The 20663-nt window shown below is 73.1% G+C and carries 17 protein-coding genes; 14 read left to right on the top strand and 3 right to left on the bottom strand.

The annotated features are described in order from the left end of the window. Positions 1-193: 193 nt before the first annotated feature. Both metH and JQN84_RS21245 read left to right on the top strand, forming a co-directional pair. The gene (gene metH / locus JQN84_RS21250) at positions 194-3697 is read left to right on the top strand and encodes a methionine synthase (RefSeq protein WP_255554018.1); all 3504 of its coding nucleotides are present in this window, start codon (positions 194-196) and stop codon (positions 3695-3697) included. Positions 3698-3873: 176 nt separating this feature from the next. Then, a complete protein-coding gene (locus tag JQN84_RS21245; protein ID WP_204960246.1) occupies positions 3874-4437 on the top strand; it encodes a hypothetical protein in 564 nt (187 codons plus the stop codon). A 25-nt stretch (positions 4438-4462) separates the two neighbouring features. Here JQN84_RS21245 and JQN84_RS21240 read toward each other — a convergent pair whose 3' ends face one another. Continuing rightward, positions 4463-4837, bottom strand: a complete 375-nt coding sequence (locus JQN84_RS21240; protein ID WP_204960245.1) for a winged helix-turn-helix transcriptional regulator — start codon at positions 4835-4837, stop codon at positions 4463-4465. A 71-nt stretch (positions 4838-4908) separates the two neighbouring features. Here JQN84_RS21240 and JQN84_RS21235 point away from each other — a divergent pair, with 71 nt between their 5' ends. Then, on the top strand, positions 4909-5319 hold the full coding sequence (locus tag JQN84_RS21235) for a RidA family protein (RefSeq protein ID WP_204960244.1): 411 nt from the start codon (positions 4909-4911) through the stop codon (positions 5317-5319). A 109-nt stretch (positions 5320-5428) separates the two neighbouring features. Here JQN84_RS21235 and JQN84_RS21230 read toward each other — a convergent pair whose 3' ends face one another. Then, positions 5429-6610, bottom strand: coding sequence for an ROK family protein (locus JQN84_RS21230; protein WP_204960243.1), 1182 nt, complete (start codon positions 6608-6610; stop codon positions 5429-5431). 80 nt (positions 6611-6690) lie between these two features. On the opposite strand from JQN84_RS21230, the gene JQN84_RS21225 reads away from it, so the two are divergent. After that, complete coding sequence (locus JQN84_RS21225) at positions 6691-8028, top strand: glycoside hydrolase family 43 protein (RefSeq protein ID WP_204960242.1); 1338 nt, start codon at positions 6691-6693, stop codon at positions 8026-8028. Between the two features lie 108 nt (positions 8029-8136). On the opposite strand, the gene JQN84_RS21220 is transcribed toward JQN84_RS21225, so the two are convergent. Next, positions 8137-9174, bottom strand: a complete 1038-nt coding sequence (locus tag JQN84_RS21220; protein ID WP_307821379.1) for a sigma-70 family RNA polymerase sigma factor — start codon at positions 9172-9174, stop codon at positions 8137-8139. Positions 9175-9248: 74 nt separating this feature from the next. Between JQN84_RS21220 and JQN84_RS21215 the strand changes: the two genes are divergently transcribed. From JQN84_RS21215 to JQN84_RS21170, 10 genes are all read left to right on the top strand, one after another. Continuing rightward, on the top strand, positions 9249-10079 hold the full coding sequence (locus JQN84_RS21215) for an alpha/beta fold hydrolase (protein WP_204960241.1): 831 nt from the start codon (positions 9249-9251) through the stop codon (positions 10077-10079). Between the two features lie 400 nt (positions 10080-10479). Next, entirely contained in the window at positions 10480-11019 is a 540-nt protein-coding gene (locus JQN84_RS21210) for a flavin reductase family protein (RefSeq protein WP_204960240.1), read from the top strand. A 371-nt stretch (positions 11020-11390) separates the two neighbouring features. Then, positions 11391-13022 carry an ABC transporter substrate-binding protein gene (locus JQN84_RS21205; protein WP_204960239.1) on the top strand — a complete coding sequence of 544 codons (1632 nt, stop codon included), beginning with the start codon at positions 11391-11393 and terminating at the stop codon, positions 13020-13022. Then, a complete protein-coding gene (locus JQN84_RS21200; RefSeq protein WP_281898052.1) occupies positions 13019-13948 on the top strand; it encodes an ABC transporter permease in 930 nt (309 codons plus the stop codon). Before JQN84_RS21205 ends, JQN84_RS21200 begins: the two co-directional genes overlap by 4 nt. Positions 13949-13950: 2 nt before the next feature. Continuing rightward, positions 13951-14844, top strand: a complete 894-nt coding sequence (locus JQN84_RS21195; RefSeq protein ID WP_204960238.1) for an ABC transporter permease — start codon at positions 13951-13953, stop codon at positions 14842-14844. Next, positions 14844-16478: a dipeptide ABC transporter ATP-binding protein gene (locus JQN84_RS21190; protein ID WP_204960237.1), complete on the top strand. Its 1635-nt coding sequence runs from the start codon at positions 14844-14846 to the stop codon at positions 16476-16478. Before JQN84_RS21195 ends, JQN84_RS21190 begins: the two co-directional genes overlap by 1 nt. A gap of 16 nt (positions 16479-16494) precedes the next feature. Further along, positions 16495-17700, top strand: a complete 1206-nt coding sequence (locus JQN84_RS21185) for an LLM class flavin-dependent oxidoreductase (RefSeq protein ID WP_204960236.1) — start codon at positions 16495-16497, stop codon at positions 17698-17700. Between the two features lie 16 nt (positions 17701-17716). Next, entirely contained in the window at positions 17717-19072 is a 1356-nt protein-coding gene (locus JQN84_RS21180; RefSeq protein ID WP_204960235.1) for an NtaA/DmoA family FMN-dependent monooxygenase, read from the top strand. Next, positions 19069-19590 (top strand): GNAT family N-acetyltransferase, encoded by a 522-nt coding sequence (locus JQN84_RS21175; RefSeq protein ID WP_204960234.1) that lies wholly within the window; start codon positions 19069-19071, stop codon positions 19588-19590. The genes JQN84_RS21180 and JQN84_RS21175 overlap by 4 nt, the downstream gene beginning before the upstream one ends. Further along, positions 19587-20654 (top strand): LLM class flavin-dependent oxidoreductase, encoded by a 1068-nt coding sequence (locus tag JQN84_RS21170; protein ID WP_204960233.1) that lies wholly within the window; start codon positions 19587-19589, stop codon positions 20652-20654. The genes JQN84_RS21175 and JQN84_RS21170 overlap by 4 nt, the downstream gene beginning before the upstream one ends. Positions 20655-20663: the final 9 nt, after the last annotated feature.

Genomic DNA, 20663 nt, shown 5'->3' with positions numbered 1-20663 from the left:
CCCTGATGTCCTTCACGTCCGCAAGCCTACGTCCCGGCGCGGCGCGTGGCCCGTCGGCCGCGCCGGTCCGCCGATCCACCCGGCCCCGAACCGGTACGAACCGACCGGTGAGCGGATCGACACATAGTGGGACGGGGTCGGGCGTCGACAATCGTCGGAATCCTCGCACTAACCTGAACCTGTGCGGACTTCGTTGCGGGATGTGCTGGCCGACCGGATCCTCATCGCCGACGGGGCGATGGGGACAATGCTGCAAGCAGCCGATCTGAGCCTCGACGACTTCGAAGGGCTGGAGGGCTGCAACGAGATCCTCAACGTGACCCGGCCCGACGTGGTGCGCGGCGTGCACGAGGAGTACCTGGCGGCCGGCGCGGACTGCGTCGAGACGAACACGTTCGGCGCCAACCTCGCCAACCTCGCCGAGTACGACATCCCGCAGCGCATCCGGGAGCTGTCCGAGGCCGGCGCGCGGATCGCCCGGGAGGCCGCCGACGCGTACGCGACCGCGGAGCGGCCCCGGTTCGTGCTCGGCTCGATCGGCCCCGGCACCAAGCTGCCCACCCTCGGCCACGCCCCGTACGCGACGTTGCGCGACGCGTACCAGGAAAATGCCGCCGGACTGATCGCCGGTGGGTCGGACGCGCTGATCATCGAGACCTGCCAGGACCTGTTGCAGGTCAAGGCGGCCGTGGTCGGGTCGAAGCGGGCGATGGCCGAGCTGGGCCAGCAGGTACCGATCATCTGCCACGTGGCGGTGGAGACCACCGGCACCATGCTGGTGGGCAGCGAGATCGGGGCCGCGCTGGCGGCCATCGAGCCGCTGGGGGTGGACCTGATCGGGCTCAACTGCTCCACCGGCCCGGCCGAGATGGGCGAGCACCTGCGCTACCTGTCGCAGCACTCCCGGATCCCGCTGTCGGTGATGCCGAACGCCGGCCTGCCGGTGCTGACCGCCGACGGGGCGTACTTCCCGCTGAGCCCGGTGGAGCTGGCCGACGCCCTCGAACGGTTCGTCGCCGACTACGGCGTGGGGCTGATCGGCGGCTGCTGCGGCACCACCCCGGAGCACATCCGGGCGTTGGCCGAGCGGCTGCACGGTGCGACCCCGGTGCCGCGCGAGCCCCGGCACGAGGCGGGCGTCTCGTCGATCTACCACCCGGTGCCGTTCGCCCAGGACGCCTCGGTGCTGATGGTGGGGGAGCGGACCAACGCCAACGGCTCCAAGGCGTTCCGCGAGTCGATGCTCGCCGCCGACTGGCAGGCGTGCGTGGAGGTGGCCCGCAGCCAGGCCCGCGACGGCTCGCACCTGCTGGACCTGTGCGTCGACTACGTCGGCCGGGACGGCACGCAGGACATGCGGGAGTTGGCCGGCCGGTTCGCCACCGCGTCCACCCTGCCGATCATGCTGGACTCCACCGAGCCGGCGGTGATCGAAGCCGGGTTGGAGATGCTCGGCGGGCGTTGCGTGGTCAACTCGGTCAACTTCGAGGACGGCGACGGCCCCGACTCCCGCTACGCGCGGGTGATGCCGGTGATCGCCGAACACGGTGCGGCCGTGGTGGCGCTGCTCATCGACGAGGAGGGACAGGCCCGTACCCGGGAGTGGAAGGTCCGGGTGGCGGCCCGGCTGATCGACGACCTGACCGGGCGTTGGGGGATGGACCGGTCGGACATCCTCATCGACGCGCTGACCTTCCCGATCGCCACCGGCCAGGAGGAGACCCGCCGGGACGGCATCGAGACGATCGAGGCGATCCGGGAGATCGCCGCCCGCTATCCAGGGGTCAACTTCACCCTGGGCATCTCGAACGTCTCGTTCGGCCTCAATCCGGCGGCCCGGCAGGTGCTCAACTCGGTGTTCCTGCACGAGTGCGTGCAGGCCGGGCTGACCTCGGCGATCGTGCACGCCAGCAAGATCCTGCCGATGTCCAAGATCCCCGAGGCGCAGCGCGAGGTCGCCCTCGACCTGATCTACGACCGGCGGCGCGAAGGCTACGACCCGGTGCAGCGGTTCATCGAGGCGTTCGAGGGTGTCGACGCCGCGTCGGCGCGGGCCACCCGGGCCGAGGAACTGGCCGGGCTGCCGTTGGACGAGCGGCTCAAGCGGCGGATCATCGACGGCGAGCGCAACGGCCTGGAGGCCGACCTGGACGCCGCGATGGCGCAGGGCCGGTCCCCGCTGTCCATCATCAACGACATCCTGCTCGACGGGATGAAGGTCGTCGGCGAGCTGTTCGGCTCCGGGCAGATGCAGTTGCCGTTCGTGCTCCAGTCCGCCGAGGTGATGAAGACGGCGGTGGCCTACCTGGAGCCGCACATGGAGGCCGTCGAGGACGGCGGCAAGGGCCGGATCGTGCTGGCCACCGTGCGCGGCGACGTGCACGACATCGGCAAGAACCTGGTCGACATCATCCTGTCCAACAACGGCTACGAGGTCGTCAACATCGGCATCAAGCAGCCGATCACCGCGATCCTCGACGCCGCCGAGGAGCACCGGGCCGACGCGATCGGCATGTCCGGGCTGCTGGTCAAGAGCACGGTCATCATGAAGGAGAACCTCGCCGAGATGGCGTCGCGCGGGGTCGCCGAGCGGTGGCCGGTGCTGCTGGGCGGGGCGGCGCTGACCCGGGCCTATGTGGAGGACGACCTGCGGGCGATGTTCCCCGGCCAGGTGCACTACGCCCGGGACGCCTTCGAGGGGTTGGCCCTGATGGACCGGGTGATGACCGCCAAGCGTGGTGGCGCACCCGTGATCGACCCGGAGCGGGAGGCGGCCCTGGCGGCCCGGCGGGCCCGTCGGGAGAAGCAGCGCACCATGGTCACCGAGGCACTGCCGGAGCTGGACGACGCCTCGGTGCGCTCCGACGTGGCGACCGACGTGGCCGTACCCACCCCGCCGTTCTTCGGCACCCGGGTGGTCAAGGGGGTGCCGCTGGCCGACTACGCGTCCCTGCTGGACGAGCGGGCCACCTTCCTCGGCCAGTGGGGGCTGCGCGGGTCACGGGGCGGCCAGGGCCCGTCGTACGAGGAACTGGTGGAGACCGAGGGGCGGCCCCGGCTGCGGTACTGGTTGGACCGGCTCATCGCCGACCAGGTGCTGGAGGCGGCCGTGGTGTACGGCTACTTCCCGGCGTACTCCGAAGGCAACGACCTGGTGGTCCTGGACGAGAACGGCACCAGCGAGCGGGCCCGGTTCTCGTTCCCCCGGCAGCGGCAGGAACGGCGGCTCTGCCTGGCCGACTTCTTCCGGCCCAAGGGCGACGGGCTGGACGTGGTGGCGTTGCAACTGGTCACCGTCGGCCAGCCGATCAGCGAGTACACCGCGAAGATGTTCGCCGCCAACGAGTACCGCGACTACCTGGAGGTGCACGGGTTGTCCGTGCAGCTCACCGAGGCGCTCGCCGAGTACTGGCACCGGCGGATCCGCTCCGAGCTGACCCTGCCGGGCGGCGGCACGGTCGCCACCGGCGACCCGACCGACCTGGCCGGCCTGCTGCGCAACGACTACCGGGGCTGCCGGTACGCGTTCGGCTACCCGGCCTGCCCGGACCTGGAGGACCGGGCCAAGATGGTGGATCTGCTCGGGGCGGATCGGATCGGCGTGCAGTTGTCGGAGGAGTTCCAGCTGGTGCCGGAGCAGGCCACCGACGCGATCGTGGTGCACCACCCGGAGGCCAACTACTTCAACGCCAAGTGAGGTCATGGTCCTGTACCTACCTCGATCTGGGCACAGTGGCGTCGAGGCGATGGTGGGGCTCCGGGAGAGATGATCCGCTCTGGTGACGTCGACGTGATTGGCGGCAAGGTGGACGACGGCCCCTCCAGCTGAGTGGGACAGGGCCGTCGAGCCTGGGGCCGATAGGATCGGCGGGCATGTGGCGGCGACGTTCCAAGGTTCGGCTGGCGGTAGGTGTCGGCGCGTCCAGGAAGGTCAGCGCGTTCGTGCTCAGCCTGCCGTTCGTCGTCACGGCGGGGGTTCTGCTCTGGGCGCCGCTGTACCTGATCGTCGAGTCGGTCACCGAGAGTCCGGTCGATCTGTGGGGCTCACTGCTGCCTCATCTGTTCGTCTCTGCCGGATTCCTGCTGGGCGTCTACCTCATGGGAGCTGTCAGCCTGGCGATAGTCGCGGTGATCCCCTACGCGGTGTGGCTGGACGGGACGATGCTCGGTGAGCGCCTGTGGTTTCGGACGCGATGGGTCGATCTGTCCACGGCGGACATCGACGCCGAGGATGACCGCCGGCGAGACATCGTGTCGTTGCTGGTCAGGACTGGGCATCCGGTGTTCGAGGTGAGGTTGCCGCTGCACGGGATGAAAAGCCGGCGGCCGGAGCAGCTTGTCGCGCTTGCCGACGCGATCACCGGCACCAGGGTTCGTCAGGGTACTGAGGATGCCGCCTTCATCGTCGCCGAACGGATACGCCGCCTGGCCTCCTGACTTCGGTTCCGGCGCGCCGGCGACCTCACCCGGTCTCGTCGTACGTCCGGCGGGCGGCCTCGATCGCGGGCAGGTGCCGCCCGGCCCAGTCGAGCAGGACGTCGACCGGGTGCCGGAGCGTCTTGCCCAGCGGGGTGATGCGGTACTCGACGGCGACCGGCCGTGACGACAGGACGTGGCGGGCGACGATGCCGTTGCGTTCGAGTCGGCGCAGGGTGGCGCTCAGTGACTTCTGGGACACGGCGGGGATGGCGTGGCGCAGCTCGTTGAACCGGCAGGGCCGTTCGCAGAGCTGGTTGAGCACCTCCAACGACCACTTGTCGAGCACCTGGTCCAGCAGCTCGCGGTGCGGCGGGGTGATCTGGAGGGCTTCCGACGGCAGGGGTGTGGTTTCCGGCATGACACCTAGTCTCGTTGAAGTGTCCTCGGAGCACCAGGTATCCATGAGATACCAACGAGGGAGGAACTCAGATGGGTGTTCAGCTTTTCTCCGCGTCGGGCATGATGCAGCCCGTTCCCTACCACCACGTCGCGGTCGCGTCGGGGTCGCGCCACGTCCACGTGGCCGGTCAGATCAGCCGCGACGAGGCCGGCCGGCCGGTCGCCGTCGGCGACCTGCGGGGTCAGGTCGCCCAGGCGCTGCGCAACACGGGGTACGGGCTGGCCGGTGCCGGCGCGGGCTTCGCCGACGTCGTGCGCCTGACGTTCTACGTGACGAACTGGTCGCCGGAGCGGATCGGTGACTTCATGGCCGGGGTGGCGGATGTCGCGGGGGAACTCGGCCTGCCGCAGCCGTTGCCCCCGTCGTCGCTCATCGGCGTCGACTATCTCTTCGAGCCCGACGTCCTCGTCGAGGTCGAGGCGACGGCGATCCTGGACTGAGGTCCCGGCCCGGCACTACCTGTATCGGCGATCCAGCGGTATCCGAGCGGTCCGATACCGCTGGATCGCCGATATTGCGCCGGTCAGGCCAGGCCGGGCTGGCGCGGGCTCAGCGGCCCTGGGTGAGGAAGCCCTCCAGGGCGAGGGTGGCTGCGCCGAGGCTGACCGGGTTTCCGGCGACGGGGGAGCGGACGATCCCGGTGGCGGCGAGCGGGCGGCGCAGCGCGTGCTGGGCGACCACGGCGCGGACCTCGTCGCGCAGCCGGTCACCGAGCCGGTCGGCGACCCAGCTGCTGAGCACGATGACCTCCGGGTTGAGCAGGTTGACCAGGTCGGCGACGGCGACGCCGAGGTAGCGGGCGGTCTCGGCGACCACCTTCGCGGCGGTGGGGTCGTCGGCGGCCAGTGCGGCGGCGAGGGCGTCGAGGGTGGCGGTCTGGTCCTCGGGGTGCAGCAGCGGGCTGGTCGGGGCAAGGTCGCGCAGGGTCTGCATGATGCCGGGCGCGCCGACGTACGCCTCGACGCAGCCCCGGCTGCCGCACCGGCAGAGCCGGCCGTCGAGGACCAGGGTGGTGTGCCCCCACTCGCCGGCGCTGTTGCTGCTGCCCCGGTAGAGGGTGCCGCCGAAGGCGAGGCCCGCGCCGACGCCGGTGCCCAGGTTGATCACGGCGACGTCGTCGCGGCCCCGGGCGGCCCCGGCCCACAGTTCGGCGAGCACCGCCGCGCGCAGCGGGTTGTCCAGGTGCAGCGGCAGCGGCAGGTGGTCGGCGAGCAGGTCCCGCAGCGGTACGTCGTGCCAGTTCCAGTTGGGCGCGAACACCGACACGCCGCCCTCCCGGTCGACCTGGCCGGGGACGCTGACCCCGACGCCGAGCACCCGGGCCCCGGTGCCGGCCAGGACGGTGTCGATGCCGCTGACGATGTGCCGGACCACCTGGTGGGGGCGGCGTTCCAGGGGGCGTAGCGCCTCCTCGGCTCCGGCCAGCCGGGTCAGCGTGGTGTCGAAGAGGTCGACGTGCACGTACGTCTCGGCGACGTCGACGCCGACGAGCAGGCCGCCGTGCGGGTCGGCGGCGACCAGGCCGCGCGGTCGCCCGCCACCGGAGTCCTCCTGGCCGGCCTCGGTGAGCAGCCCGAGGTCGGTGAGTTCGGCGACCAGGGTGGCGACGGTGCCGAGGCTGAGCCCGGTGTCTACGGCGAGGCGTTGCCGGCTGGTGGTGCCGGCGGCGACGACCTGCTGGACGACGGTGAGCCGGTTGGCGGAACGGATGTCGCGGGAGGTCCGGGCCATGGCGCTTATCGCAACACTTACGAAAACCATTGGCAATAGTGCAGGATGACACCTGTCGATTTAATGAGAGAGGTGTGTCGATGGGACGTCTCCGGTACGGCGCCCTGGCGGCGGTGCTCTGCGTGCTCGGCGGCCTGCTGGTCGCCGTACCGGCGCGGGCCAACGCCGCCGGGCCGGTCCCGCACTATCTGATGACCGCGTTCACCAACAGCAGCGAATCCAACATGTACGTCTACGACTCGGCCGACGCCAGCCGGTTCACCCTCCAGCGGGCCAACGCCTACACCCCGCCGTCCGGGCTGGTCCGCGACCCGAGCGTCATCAAGCACACCGACGGCTACTACTACCTCGTCTACACCACCGGCTGGACCGGCAACACCATCGGCATCGCCCGCAGCAGCGACTACCTGACCTGGACGTTCCAGCGCAACGTCACCATCGGCGTCGCGCCGGCCAACGGCAGCACCTGGGCCCCCGAGTGGTTCGTCGACAGCGACGGCAGCGTGCACATCGTCGTCTCCGTATCGCAGACCGGCACCGCCGGGCAGTTCCAGCCGTACCGGATCACCGCGACGAACGCCGCACTGTCGGCGTGGAGCGCACCGGCGGCGCTCGCCGGCATCGGCACCAACCACATCGACAGCTTCATCGTCAAGGTCGGCAGCACCTACCACAACTTCATGAAGAACGAGACCACCAAGTACATCGAGCACGCCACCGCCCCCGCGCTGACCGGCCCGTGGAGCTGGGTCGGCACCGGCAACTGGGCCGGCTGGGGCTCCGGCCTGGAGGGTCCCGCCCTGGTCCGGCTGCCCGACAACCGCTGGCGCATCTATTTCGACCAGTACGGCGCCGGCCGCTACTACTCCGCCGACAGCAGCGACCTGTACGGCTTCACCGGCAAGACCGAACTGGCCGGGCTGTCCGGCACGGTGCGGCACTTCACCGTGCTGCGGGAGAGCGTCGGGGACAACTCCGCACCGCCCACCGGCAGCCGCTCGCTGCGCTCGGCGAACTTCCCCGACCGCTACGTCCGTCACCGTGACAACGTCGCCCGCATCGACGTGCTGAGCAGCGGCAGCGCGCTGGCTGACCGGCAGGACGCCACCTTCCAGATCGTCGCCGGGCTCGCCAACGCCTCCTGCTACTCGTTCCGCGCGGTCAATGGCTCCTACCTGCGGCACTGGGACTTCACGATGCGGCTCGCCGGCAACGACGGCAGCGCCGTCTTCGCCGGGGACGCCACCTTCTGCAGCCGTACCGGGCTGGCCGGGGGTGGCAGCTACTCGTTCGAGTCGTGGAACCACCCCGGCCGCTACCTGCGCCACTACGACTACGTGCTGCGGGTCGACCCGTACGCCGCCGGCAGCACCTTCGCCGGCGACGCCTCGTTCACCCTCACCACGCCGCTGGCCTGAGCGGTCCGACGCGCCGGCCGGCGGACGTGCCGCACGCCCATCGGGTGGCGCGGGCCCATCGGGTGGCGCGGGCTTTTCGGCCGGCCGGGCTCAGCGGGTGGCGCGGGCTCAGCGGGTGGCCGGCAGGCCGAACGTCCGGAACAGCGTGCCGTCCAGGAACGACACGAGCTGGGCGATCCGGCCGTCGCGCACCGTCAGCACCGTGATCGACCACGGCAGGTACGGGCCGGAGTCGCCCGCGCGCAGGTAGTTGGCCACCGCCGGCTGGCCGTTGGCCGCCACCGGCACGTGCCGCCACCTGCCACAACTGCCCAACGGCATCGCCCGCGCGAAGTCCAGCACCGCGGCGCGGCCGGCGTACCAGTGCGGCAGGGGTGGCATCGACCAGGTGACGTCCTCGGTGAGCAGGGCCACCAGGGCATCGGCGTCGCCGTTCTCCAGCGCGGCGGCATAGCCGGCGGCGACCGCGCGCAGCCGGGCGTCGCCGAGCGTGCGCAGGGTCTGCTGCTGGCTGCGGGCCGGCACCCGCTCGGCGACGACCCGGCGGGCCCGCGCCAGCGCCGAGTTGACCGAGCCGGTGGAGGTGCCCATCATGGCGGCGATCTCGGCGGCGGTGAAGCCGAGCACGTCGAACAGCAGCAGCGCGGCGCGCTGGTTGCCGGGCAGGTGTTGCAGCGCGGTGACGAACGCCAGCTCGACGGCCTCGCGCTGCTCGTAGCGGGCCTCCGGGGCGGCGGGGCCGGAGGCCAGGGCGGCGTCGGGGTAGGGACCGAGCCACCGTACGTGGTCGGCGGCGACGCTGCCCGGCACGGCGTGCTCGCTGGCCGGCCCCAGGTCGACGGGCAACGCCCGCCGCCCCCGGCCGGTGGCCAGGTCCAGGCAGGTGCGGGTGGCGACGGTGTAGAGCCAGGTCCGCAGGGAGCTGCGCCCCTCGAACCGGGGCAGCGAGCGCCAGGCCCGCAGCAGGGCCTCCTGCAGCGCGTCGTCGGCGTCGTGCGGGGAACCGAGCATCCGGTAGCAGTGCGCGTGCAGTTCCGGCCGCAACGGCGCGACCAGCGCGGTGAACGCGGCGTCGTCCCCGCCCCGGGCCCGGGTCAGCGTCGCGGCATGGTCGTCGGCCGTGATCTCGGCAAGAATCCTGCTCACGACCGACGATTCTGCCCCACGCTGGGAGTCTGCATCGGGTAGGAGCCGCACGTCACGACCCGGAGGACCCGACCATGAGTAGTTCCACGACCGTTCCGGTGACCACCGCCACCCTGGCCGTCCCCGACGGGACCCTGCACTTCGAGGTACGCGGCCAGGGTCCCCTGGTAGCGCTGGTCGCCGCCCCGATGGACGCCCGTGCGTTCGCCCCGCTGGCCGACCTGCTCGCCATCGACCACACCGTGCTCACCACCGACCCGCGCGGTATCCGCCGCAGCCGGCTGCACGACCCGCAGCAGGACTCCACGCCCGAACTGCGCGCCGACGACCTGGCCCGGCTGCTGGCCCACCTCGACGCCGGCCCGGCGACGGTGCTCGGGTCCAGCGGCGGCGCGGTCACCGTGCTGGCGCTCGCCCAGGGGCATCCGCAGGTGGCGCACACCGTGATCGCCCACGAGCCGCCGCTGGTGCTGCTGCTCGACGACCGCGACGAACTCCTGGCCCGGGAGGACGACATGATCGCCACCTACCGGCGGGGGGACCGGCTGGGCGCCTGGCGGAAGTTCCTCGCCACCGCCAACATCGTCATGCCCGAGGAGATGGTCCAGGGCATGTTCGGTCACGAGCCGGACCCGCAGGACGCCGCCGACGAGCGCTACCAGTACCTGCACACGCTGCGCGGCACGACCCGCTACCAGCCGGACGTCACCGCCCTGCGCGCCGGCCCGACCCGGGTGCTGGTCGGCCTCGGTGAGGAGTCGGCCGGAGAGCTGTGCGACCGCAGCTCCCGTGCGCTGGCCGCCGCGCTGGGCGTGCCGCCCACCATGTTCCCCGGCGGGCACATCGGCTTCACCGACGACCCGGCCGGCTTCGCCGTCCGGCTGCGGGAGGTCATCGCCGGGTGACGGTGGGGTGACGGCGGGCGGCCGGGGTGGTCCGGGTAGGGGGACGGTCGCGGTGGCGGCGACCGATGCGCGACAGCCGGCGGAGCACGGGCGTTCCGCCGGTCCTGACCCCGGGGTCAGTGGGGGAGGAGCCTACGTGGGACGGGGGCTTGAAATCCTATCGATTCGATAGGAAACTGGTCCGGTGCTGCTCGTCCGGCTGTTCACCTCCCGCCGGGTCGTCGACCTGATGCGGGTCGCCGCCCAGCGGTGTCCCGGGCCGTCCCCCGCCGCCTGACCCGCTGCGGTCGCCGCATCGCGGTGCCGACCGCCGTCGCCGCCGGCAGGGACGATTCCGTAGGCCCGCGCGGCGTCCGCCGTGCCGCCGTGACCCTTCGACCCCCGTGGGGAGGCCCCTGCGATGACCGACTCCGACCATCGTCCACCGCCGGTCGAGGCCGACGCCGACACCCTACGTACGCTGCTGCGCCACCAGGCCAGCACGGTCGTGGTGGTCACCGCCCCCGGTGCCCCGGCGGTCGGCTTCACCGCGACCTCGTTCACCTCGGTGTCGCTGGCCCCGCCGATCGTCTCGTTCTGCCTGAACCTCGGGGCGTCGAGCTGGCCCACGGTGGCCCGCAGCCGGCACGTGGCGGTGCACCTGCTCGCCCACCACCAGCAGGACCTGGCGCGTACGTTCGCGACCAGCGGCATCGACCGGTTCGCCGCGCCGACCCGGTGGCAGGCCGGGCCGGAGGGGGTGCCGATCCTCGACGACACCCTGGCCTGGCTGCTCTGCCGGGTGGTCGAGCGGGTGCCGGTCGGCGACCACGCGATCGTGCTCGCCGAGCCGGAGCTGATCCGGCACGCCGACGTGGGGTCGCCGTTGCTCTACCACCGGGGCCGCTACACCGGCCTGGCCGGCGGCCCGGAGGGCGTCACCCGCCGTCCCGCCGCCTGACGGACGCAATCTATGTAAATTCTATAGCCTTAGTAGGTATTGCGTCAACGGATCGACACCCCTCGGTGCGCTAGCCGACATCCGTCCCGTGTTCCGTTGACACCTCCGGCACCCCGAGGTGGACTCGACCCATGTCCAGCGAGCTGCGGCTGACGATCCGCGGCCACATCGACTTCGGTCGGGTGTGGTCGAGTTCCTGTCTGGCCTGACCCGGCACCCACACCCGGACCCGACGCGCCACCCCGGTCCGTCGAGGTGGGGCTCACCGCCGAGCTGACCGCCGCACCCTTCCCGACACCGCACCGGCCCGCGCCCCGCGCCCGGCCGGGTGTCGGCGTACCCGATCGCCTGCCTGGACAGGAGAACCCGCCATGCCCGTCCGCCCCCTGCGGACCTTCGCCGTCGCCGCCGTGCTCGCCCTCGCCGGCTGCGCCACCGCCACCACCCCGGCCGCCGAGGCCGCCGGGCGACCCCGCCCCGGCGGCGCGCTCACCTGGGCCGTCGAGACCGAACCGATCACCCTCAACCCGCACCAGTACGCGCAGGCCAAGGCCCGCCTGCTGGTCTGGAACAGCTTCGAGTCACTGCTCACCTACGATGCGCAGGGCCGACCCGTGCCCTGGCTGGCGACCGGCTGGCAGATCACCCCCGACGGCCTGACCTACACCCTCCCGCTGCGCACCGGAGTGACCTTCACCGACGGCACCCCGTTCGACGCCGCCGCCGTCAAGGCCAACCTCGACAAACTCCGCGAACCCGGGTACGCCCCCGCCGTCGCCGCCGTGCAACTGCGCCACCTCAAGGCCGTCGAGGTCGTCGACCCGCACACCGTACGGCTCACCCTGACCGCCCCCGACGTGCTCATCCTCGACTTCCTCGCCTCCCCGCAGGGCGCCCAGGTGTCCCCGAGGTCGCTGCGGGAGGCCAGGAACCTCAAGGCCGGCGGCGTCGACGTCGTCGGCACCGGACCGTTCGTGCTCGACCGCTACGTCCCTGGTCAGGAACTGCACTACCGGCGCAACCCCGGCTACGACTGGGCCCCGCCCACCGCCACCCACACCGGCCCCGCCCACCTCGACGAGATCACCTACCGGTTCCTCAAAGAGTCCGTGATCCGGGTCGGTGCCCTCACCGCACAGCAGGTGCAGCTCATCGAGGGGGTGCCCGCCACCGACCAGCCACTGATCACCGGCAACCCGCGGCTGCGGCTGACCCGCGAGCTGAACTCCGGCTCCGCCTACACGTACTACCTCAACGTCTCCCACGCACCGTTCGACGACCTGCGGGTCCGGCAGGCGTTCCGGGAGGCCCTCGACGTCGACACCGTGCTGGCCTCGGTCTACCGGGACACCGCGACCCGGGCGTGGAGCGTGGTCAGCCCGTCCAGCCCGCTCTACGACAAGCGGCTGGAGGGCAGCTACGGCGGGGACGCCGCCAAGGCCAACCGCCTGCTCGACCAGGCCGGCTGGACCGGCCGCGACGCCGACGGCTACCGCACCCGCGACGGCCGGCGGCTCACCGTACGGCTGGTGCAGGCCGCCCCGTACGTGCGCGACCGCCGCGACGTGCTCGCCCAGGCCGTGCAGGCGGCAGTGAAACAGAGCGCCGGCATCGACCTACAGGTCTCCGTGGTCGACCAGGGCACCGCCCAGCAGGCGTTCGACCGCAACGAGTACGAGGTCTTCGACAACTCCCGCGCCGACACCGACGCCGGGGCGGCGCTGAACCTGCTGCTGCACTCCGCCGGCGGCATCAACCGCACCCGGGTCGCCGACCCGCAGCTCGACCGGCTCCTGGAGGCCGGGCAGGCCGCCACCGACCCCGCGCGGCGGGCCGAGAGCTACGCCGCCCTGCAACAGCGGGTCGTCGCCGGGCAGGCGCTCGCCCTGCCGCTCTACGCCCCGGCCGACCAGATCGCCGCCAGCACCGCCGTCGGCGGGGTGCGGTTCGAGCCCACCGCCGGGGTGCCGGCCAGCGCGTACGACCTGTGGATCGCGCGGTGAGCCTGCTGCGGGCGGTGGCCCGTCGGGTCGCCGCCGGACTCGTCGTGCTGTGGGCCGCCGCCACCACCGCCTACCTGGCACTGCTGGCCGCGCCCGGGAACACCGTGGACAGCATCGTGGGCGACGGCGCGGACACCCCGCAGATCCGGGCCCAGATCATCACCGAGTGGGGTCTGGACCGGCCGCCGGCCGTGCAGTACCTCGACTACCTGTGGCGGTTGGCCGGGGGTGACCTGGGCCGCTCCTACCTGCTGCAACGCCCGGTCGCCGAGGTCATCGGCGAGCAGCTCGCCCCTACCGCGACGCTCGCCGTCGCCGCCGCCGGCCTCGGGGTGCTGCTGGCCGTGGTGGTGGCGGTCGGCACCACCGGCCGTCGCCGGCGGTGGCCGCGCCGGGTCAGCTCCGCAGCCGAGCTGCTGCTGGTCTCGACCCCGCCGTTCCTCATCGGCATCGTGCTGCTCAGCGTGCTCTCCTTCCGGTACGGGCTGTTCCCCGTCGCCGGCGACCGGGGGCCCGCCGCCCTGGCGCTGCCGGCGCTCACCCTCGCCCTGCCCATCGCCGGCCTGCTCGCCCAGGTGCTCCGCGACGGCCTGGACCGGGCGCTGGACGAGCCGTTCGTGCTGACCGCCCGCGCCCGGGGGACACGGGAACGGACGGTGCTGCTGCGCCACGCCCTGCGGCACGCGCTGCTGCCGGCGGTCACCCTCGCCGGTTGGCTGTTCGGCGTCCTGCTCGGCGGCGCGGTCATCGTCGAGCAGGTGTTCGGCCGCCCCGGCCTCGGCCAGGTCACCCTGAGCGCGGTGACCAGCAAGGACATGCCGGTGGTGCTGGCCGTGGTGACGCTCTCCGCCGCCGTCTACGTGCTGGTCAACACCGCCGCCGACCTGACCTGCCTGCTCGTCGACCCGCGCCTGCGAAGGAGCTGACGATGACCGTCACCCTGGGGCCCACGCCCACCGCCGTCGCGGCGGTCCCGCTCGCCACCGACCCGTCCACCCCCGCCGGCCGACGCCGCACCCGGCCTCGACCCGGCCTGCTCGTCGCCGGGGCGTACCTCGTCCTGCTGGTCGTCGCGGCGGTCCTCCCGGCGCTGCTGGCCCCCGGTGACCCGCTCGCCGCCGACCCGCGCGCCACGCTCGCCGCCCCCGACCCGGCGCACTGGTTCGGCACCGACCAACTCGGCCGGGACGTGTGGACCAGGGTGGTGCACGGCGCGGGGCACTCGCTGACCATCGGCCTCGCCGCGACCGGGATCGCGGTCACCGGCGGGGTGCTGCTCGGGCTGCTCGCCGGACTGGCCCACCGGTTCGCCGACGAGACGCTCAGCCGGTCCTTCGACGCGTTGTCGGCGTTCCCGCTGCTGCTGCTTGCGTTGCTGTTCATCACGGTCACCGGCCCCGGCACCGCCAGCCTGGTCGTCGCCATCGGCATCGCCACCCTCCCGCACCACGCCCGGGTGGTACGCGGGCAGACCCTGCTGGTCCGCCGGGCCGACTACGTCGAACAGGCGGTCAGCTTCGGCCTGTCCCGTCCCCGGCTGGTGTGGCGGCACGTGCTGCCCAACGTGCTCGGCCCGGTGCCGGTGCTCGCCGTGATCGGGCTCGGCGAGGCGGTGCTGGCCGCCGCCGGGCTCAGCTTCCTCGGCCTCGGCCCGCAACCACCGTCGCCGGAGTGGGGCGCGATGCTCTCCGAGGGGCGCAACTACCTCCAGGTGGCCTGGTGGATGACGGTGCTGCCCGGTGCGGCGGTCACCGCGACGGTGGTCGCGCTGACCGTCGTCGGCCGGCACTGGCAGACCCGCTTCGACGGGCGGCGTCCCTGATGGGCCCGCTGCTCGCCGTCGAGGACCTGCACGTCACCTTCGACACGCCGACCGGCCCGGTGGCGGCGGTCCGGGGCATCGACCTCACCGTCGGGGCCGGCGAGTGCGTCGCCCTCGTGGGGGAGTCCGGCTCGGGCAAGAGCGTCACCGCCCGTGCCCTGGTCGGCCTGGCCGGCGTCGACGCCCGGGTCCGCGCCGACCGGCTCGACCTCGCCGGCCGGGACGTGCGGGGCTACCGGCCACGGGACTGGCGACGGGTGCGCGGACGGCTCGCCGGGCTGGTGGTGCAGGACGCGCTGGTCTCCCTCGACCCGCTGCGCACCGTCGGTGCGGAGATCGGCGAGGTGCTCGCCTCGCACGACATCGTAGGCCGACGGGAACGCGCCGGCCGGGTCACCCACCTCCTCGACCAGGTACACGTGCCCGAACCCGCCCGGCGGGCCCGACAGTACCCGCACCAGCTCTCCGGCGGGCTGCGGCAGCGGGCGCTGATCGCCTCGGCGATCGCCGGGGAACCCGTGCTGCTCGTCGCCGACGAACCGACCACCGCGCTGGACGTCACCGTGCAGGCGCAGATCCTGCGGCTGCTCGCCGAACGCCGGGCCACCGGGGTCGGGCTGCTGCTGATCAGCCACGACCTGGCGGTGGTCGCCCAGGTGGCCGACCGGGTCCTGGTGATGCGGGACGGCCGGATCGTCGAAGAAGGGCCGACCGGCCGGCTGTTGCAGGCACCGCAGCACCCGTACACCAGGCAGTTGCTCGCGGCGGTGCCGTCGGCCTCGTCCCGGGGACGTCGGCTCAGCGAACCGGCCCGGGTCCGCGACGGTTGCGCGGTGCCGGCACTGGCGCGGACCCCGCTGCCGACGCGGCCCGCCGTCCGCCCGGACGACACCGTGCTCGACGCGGTCGGCCTGACCCGACGGTACGGCCCGCACACCGTCGTGCGGGACGTGTCGTTCAGCGTGGCCCGGGGCGAGACGCTGGGGCTGGTCGGTGAGTCCGGGTCCGGCAAGAGCACCGTCGCCCGGCTCGTCGCCGGCCTGCTCGCCGCCGACGCCGGCACCGTCACCTTCGAGTCGACCCGGTGGTCCGGGGTGCCGGAGCGGGCCCGCCGGCCGCTGCGCCGCCGACTGCAACTGATCTCCCAGGACCCGCTGGGCTCCTTCGACCCCCGGTACACCGTGGGTCGGCTCGTCGCCGAGAACCTCGACCCCGGGCCGGACCGCACCGACCGGGTGGTCGCCCTGCTGCGCCGGGTCGGCCTCGGCCCGGACCTGCTGCACCGGCACCCCCGGTCGCTGTCCGGCGGGCAACGGCAACGGGTCGCCATCGCCCGCGCCGTCGCCCCCCGGCCCAGCCTGATCATCTGCGACGAACCGGTCTCCGCCCTCGACGTCCGCGTCCAGGCCCAGGTCCTCGACCTGCTGGCCGACTTGCGGGCCGCCGACGGCACCGCCCTGCTGTTCATCTCCCACGACCTGGGCGTGGTGCACCACCTCGCCGACCGGGTGCTGGTGCTGCACGACGGCGCGGTGGTCGAGCAGGGCCCCGTCGGCGACGTCTTCAGCTACCCCCGGCACGACCACACCCGGTCCCTGCTCGACGCGCTGCCCACGCTGGTCATCGCCGGCTGACCGAGGAGGAGAACCCATGCCCGAACCCACCCTGCACCTGGCCGTCGCCCTCGACGGCCTCGGCTGGCATCCCGCCGCCTGGCGGCTGTCCCACGCCGACCCGGCGGCACCGCTGTTCCCCCGCTGGTGGGCCGCCCTGGTCGGGCAGGCCGAACAGGCCGCGCTGGACCTGGTCACCATCGAGGACTCGCTGGACCTCCAGTCGTCCCTGCCCGACGGGCCGGACGGCCGGGTCGACCAGCTCCGGGGCCGGCTCGACGCGCTGCTGGTCGCGGCCCGGATCGCCCCGCTGACCCGGCACATCGGGCTGGTCCCGACCACCAGCGTCACGCACACCGAGCCGTTCCACGTTTCGACCGCGGTGGCCACCCTCGACCACGTCAGCGGCGGCCGGGCCGGCTGGCGGCCCCGGATCTCCGCCCACCGGGCCGAGGCCGGGCACTTCGGTCGGCGGGAGCTGCCGCCGGACCCGACCCGACTGGCCGAACCCGAGCGGGCACGACTCGTCGGTGACCTGTTCGCCGAGGCCGCCGACGCCGTCGAGGTGGTCCGCCGCCTCTGGGACAGCTGGCAGGACGACGCGGAGATCCGGGACGCCCCGACCGGCCGGTTCATCGACCGGGACCGGCTGCACTACACCGACTTCACCGGCCGGTGGTTCTCGGTCAAGGGCCCGTCGATCGTTCCCAGGCCACCGCAGGGGCAACCGGTGGTCGCCGTGCTGGCCCACGCGACGGTGCCGTACACGTTCGCCGCCCGGCACGCCGACGTCGTGTTCGTCACCCCCACCGACGCCGCGCACGCCGAGACCGTCGTCGCCGAGGTCCGGGCCGTCGAGGAGACCATCGGCCGCGGCGGGCCGCCCCTGCGGATCCTCGCCGACCTGCAGGTGCTGCTCGACGACACCCCGGCGGCGGCCCGACGGCGTCGGGACCGGCTGGACGAGCTGCACGGGACGGCGCACACCTGTGACGCGGCCACCTTCACCGGCAGCCCCGCGCAGCTCGCCGACCTGCTCGCCGCGTGGCGGCGGGCCGGGGTGGACGGGTTCCGGCTGCGTCCCGCCGTGCTGCCCGACGACCTGACCATGATCACCCGGGCGGTGGTGCCCGCGCTGCGGGACCGGGGCCTGTTCCGCGCCGGCTACCCCGGTGGCACGCTGCGCGACCTGCTCGGGCTGCCCCGCCCGGCCAACCGGTACGCCGTCGCGGGCCCCCGCTGACCCCCGGAGAGGACCCATGCCCAAGCAGATCATCCTGGCCGCGCACTTCCCCGGCGTGAACAACACCACCGTGTGGAGCGACCCGGCCTCCGGCAGCCACATCGACTTCGCTTCCTTCGTCCACCTGGCCCGCACCGCCGAACGCGGCCGGTTCGACTTCTTCTTCCTGGCCGAGGGCCTGCGGCTGCGGGAACAACGCGGCCGGATCCACGACCTGGATGTGGTGGGCCGGCCGGACACCCTCACCGTGCTGGCCGCGCTCGCCGCCGTCACCACCCACCTGGGGCTGGCCGGCACCCTGAACACCACCTTCCGGGAGCCGTACGAGCTGGCCCGGCAGCTGGCCACCCTGGACCACCTCAGCGCCGGGCGGGCCGCCTGGAACGTGGTCACCACCTCCGACGCGTTCACCGGGGAGAACTTCCGCCGGGGCGGCTACCTCGACCGGTCGCTGCGCTACGAGCGGGCCGCCGAGTTCGTCCGGGTCGCCCGCCGGCTGTGGGAGTCGTGGCCGGCGGACGCCGTCGTCGGTGACCGCGCCACCGGCAGGTACGTCCGTGGGGCCGACCCGGGGGTCTTCGCCCACCACGGCGACCAGTTTGACATCGCCGGGCACTTCACCGTGCCGCGCAGCCCGCAACTGCACCCGGTGATCCTGCAGGCCGGCGACTCGCCCGAGGGCCGGGAGTTCGCCGCGTCCAGCGCCGACGCCATCTTCTCCCGGCACGGCACCCTGGCCGAGGGGCGGGAGTTCTACCGGGACGTCAAGGCCCGGCTGTCCCGGTACGGCCGCACCCCGGACGACCTGAAGATCATTCCCGGGGCGACCTTCGTGCTCGGCGACACCGACGCCGAGGCGCAGGAACGGGCCCACCACATCCGTCGCCAGCAGGTCAGCCCGCAGACCGCGATCCTGCTGCTGGAGCAGCTGTGGAACCGGGACCTGTCCGGCTACGACCCGGACGGCCCGCTGCCGGCGGAGGACCCGGCCACCGACGCCGCCGCGGTCAGCCGGGGCCGCGCCGGCATGTACCCGGACCCGGTCGGCACCGCCCGGCGCTGGCGGGCGCTGGCGGGGGAGAAGGGGCTCGGGATCCGTGACCTGGTCATCGAGGTCACCGGCCGGCAGTCGTTCGTCGGCACCCCGCAGCGGGTCGCCGAGCAGATGGACCACTTCGTGCAGTCCGACGCCGCCGACGGGTTCATCCTGGTGCCGCACCTGACCCCGGGCGGGCTCGACGAGTTCGTCGACCGGGTCGTCCCGCTGCTGCAGGAACGTGGCGTGTTCCGCACCGAGTACACCGGCACCACCCTGCGGGAGCATCTCGGCCTGCGGGCCGCCCGCCCGGTCACCCGGGTCGGTGCGGCGTGACCGCCGCGCAGGCGACTCCGGTCACCGTCTGCCGGCTGCGCCCGGACGACCCGGACGCGGTGGCCCTGCGGGCCGCGATGACCGGGGAGCTGCGCCAGCGGTACGCCGACCGCCCGTACGACCCGATCCATCTGCCCCCGGAACGGGTGTTCGCGCCGGGCTCGGTGGCCTGGACGGGGGTGGCCTACACCGCCGACGCCACCCCGGTCGGGCACGCCGCGCTGCGCTGGCACGGCTGCGACCTGGAACTCAAACGGATGTACGTGGCACCCGCCCACCGGGGGCGGGGCATCGCCGATCAGCTCCTGGACGCCGCCCGGGAGGCGGCCGGGCAGCTCGGCGCGGGCCGGATCGTCCTGCAGACAGGTGACCGTCAGCCCGACGCGGTCCGCCGCTACGAACGCGCCGGCTACCGGCCGATCGCGGTCTTCCCGCCGTACGATGCGTTGCCCTACTCCCGGTGCTTCGCGCTGGTGATCCAGCCCGGCACCCGACGGAAGGCTCCGGTCCCGGCATGAAGGTCCTGCTGGTCACGCTGATCACCCACCTGCCCGACCCGGTCACCGGGCGACTGCGGAGCACCACCGGACGGTTCCGGGAGGTGGTCGACACCGCCGTGCTCGCCGAGGAACTCGGGTTCGACGGCTTCGGCGTCGGCGAACGCCACGAACGCCCCTTCATCTCCTCCGCGCCGCCGGTGGTGCTCAGCCACATCGCGGCCCGGACCCGCACCATCCGGCTGTTCACCGCGGTCACCACGCTGAGCCTGCTGGACCCGGTCCGCGCCTACGAGGACTACGCCACCCTCGACCACCTCTCCGACGGCCGGCTGGAACTGATCATCGGCAAGGGCAACGGCGCCGTCCAGGCCCGACTCTTCGGCGTCACCGCCGAGGACCAGTGGGACCGCAGCCGGGAGGGCTACGAGCTGTTCCGCCGGCTCTGGCGGGAGGAGCGGGTCACCTGGTCGGGCCGGTACCGGCCGGCGCTGACCGAGGCCGAGACCTGGCCCCGCCCGCTGCAGGAGACCATCCGGATCTGGCACGGCAGCGCCACCAGCCGGGACTCGGTCGACCTGGCCGCCCGCCACGGCGACCCGATCTTCTCCGCCAACGTCGTCAACCCGATCGAGCCGTACGCGGAGCAGGTCCGGTACTACCGGCAACGGTGGGTGCACCACGGCCACGACCCGGCGGACGCCCTCGTCGGGGCCGGCACCGCCGGCTTCTACGCCGCCCGCACCTCACAGGAGGCGGTCGAGACGTACCGGCCGATCTTCGACGCCCGGGTCGCCGCGTCCCGCCGGCTCGGCGTGGAGCCGGTCTTCCCCACCATCGAGGACGCCGTGGCCCGCAGCTCCCTGCTGGTGGGCAGCCCGCAGCAGATCGTCGACAAGGTGTTGCGCCAGCACGGGCAGCTCGGCCACGAGGTGATGCACCTGCGGGCCGACCAGGACGGGCTGACCGCCGAGGCACACCGGCGGAGCCTGGAGCTGTTCCAGGCGGAGGTGGCACCCGTGCTGCGCCGGGAGATCCCCAGCCGTCCCTTCCGTCCGCCGGCGTCTGCCGCCGAGCCGCTCTGAGCAGAAACG

Origin of the sequence: Micromonospora humidisoli, assembly GCF_016900955.1 — a bacterium.
GTDB lineage: Bacteria > Actinomycetota > Actinomycetes > Mycobacteriales > Micromonosporaceae > Micromonospora > Micromonospora wenchangensis.
Note: the sequence above shows the minus strand (reverse complement) of the source record. Positions and strands in the feature narration are given on the sequence as shown.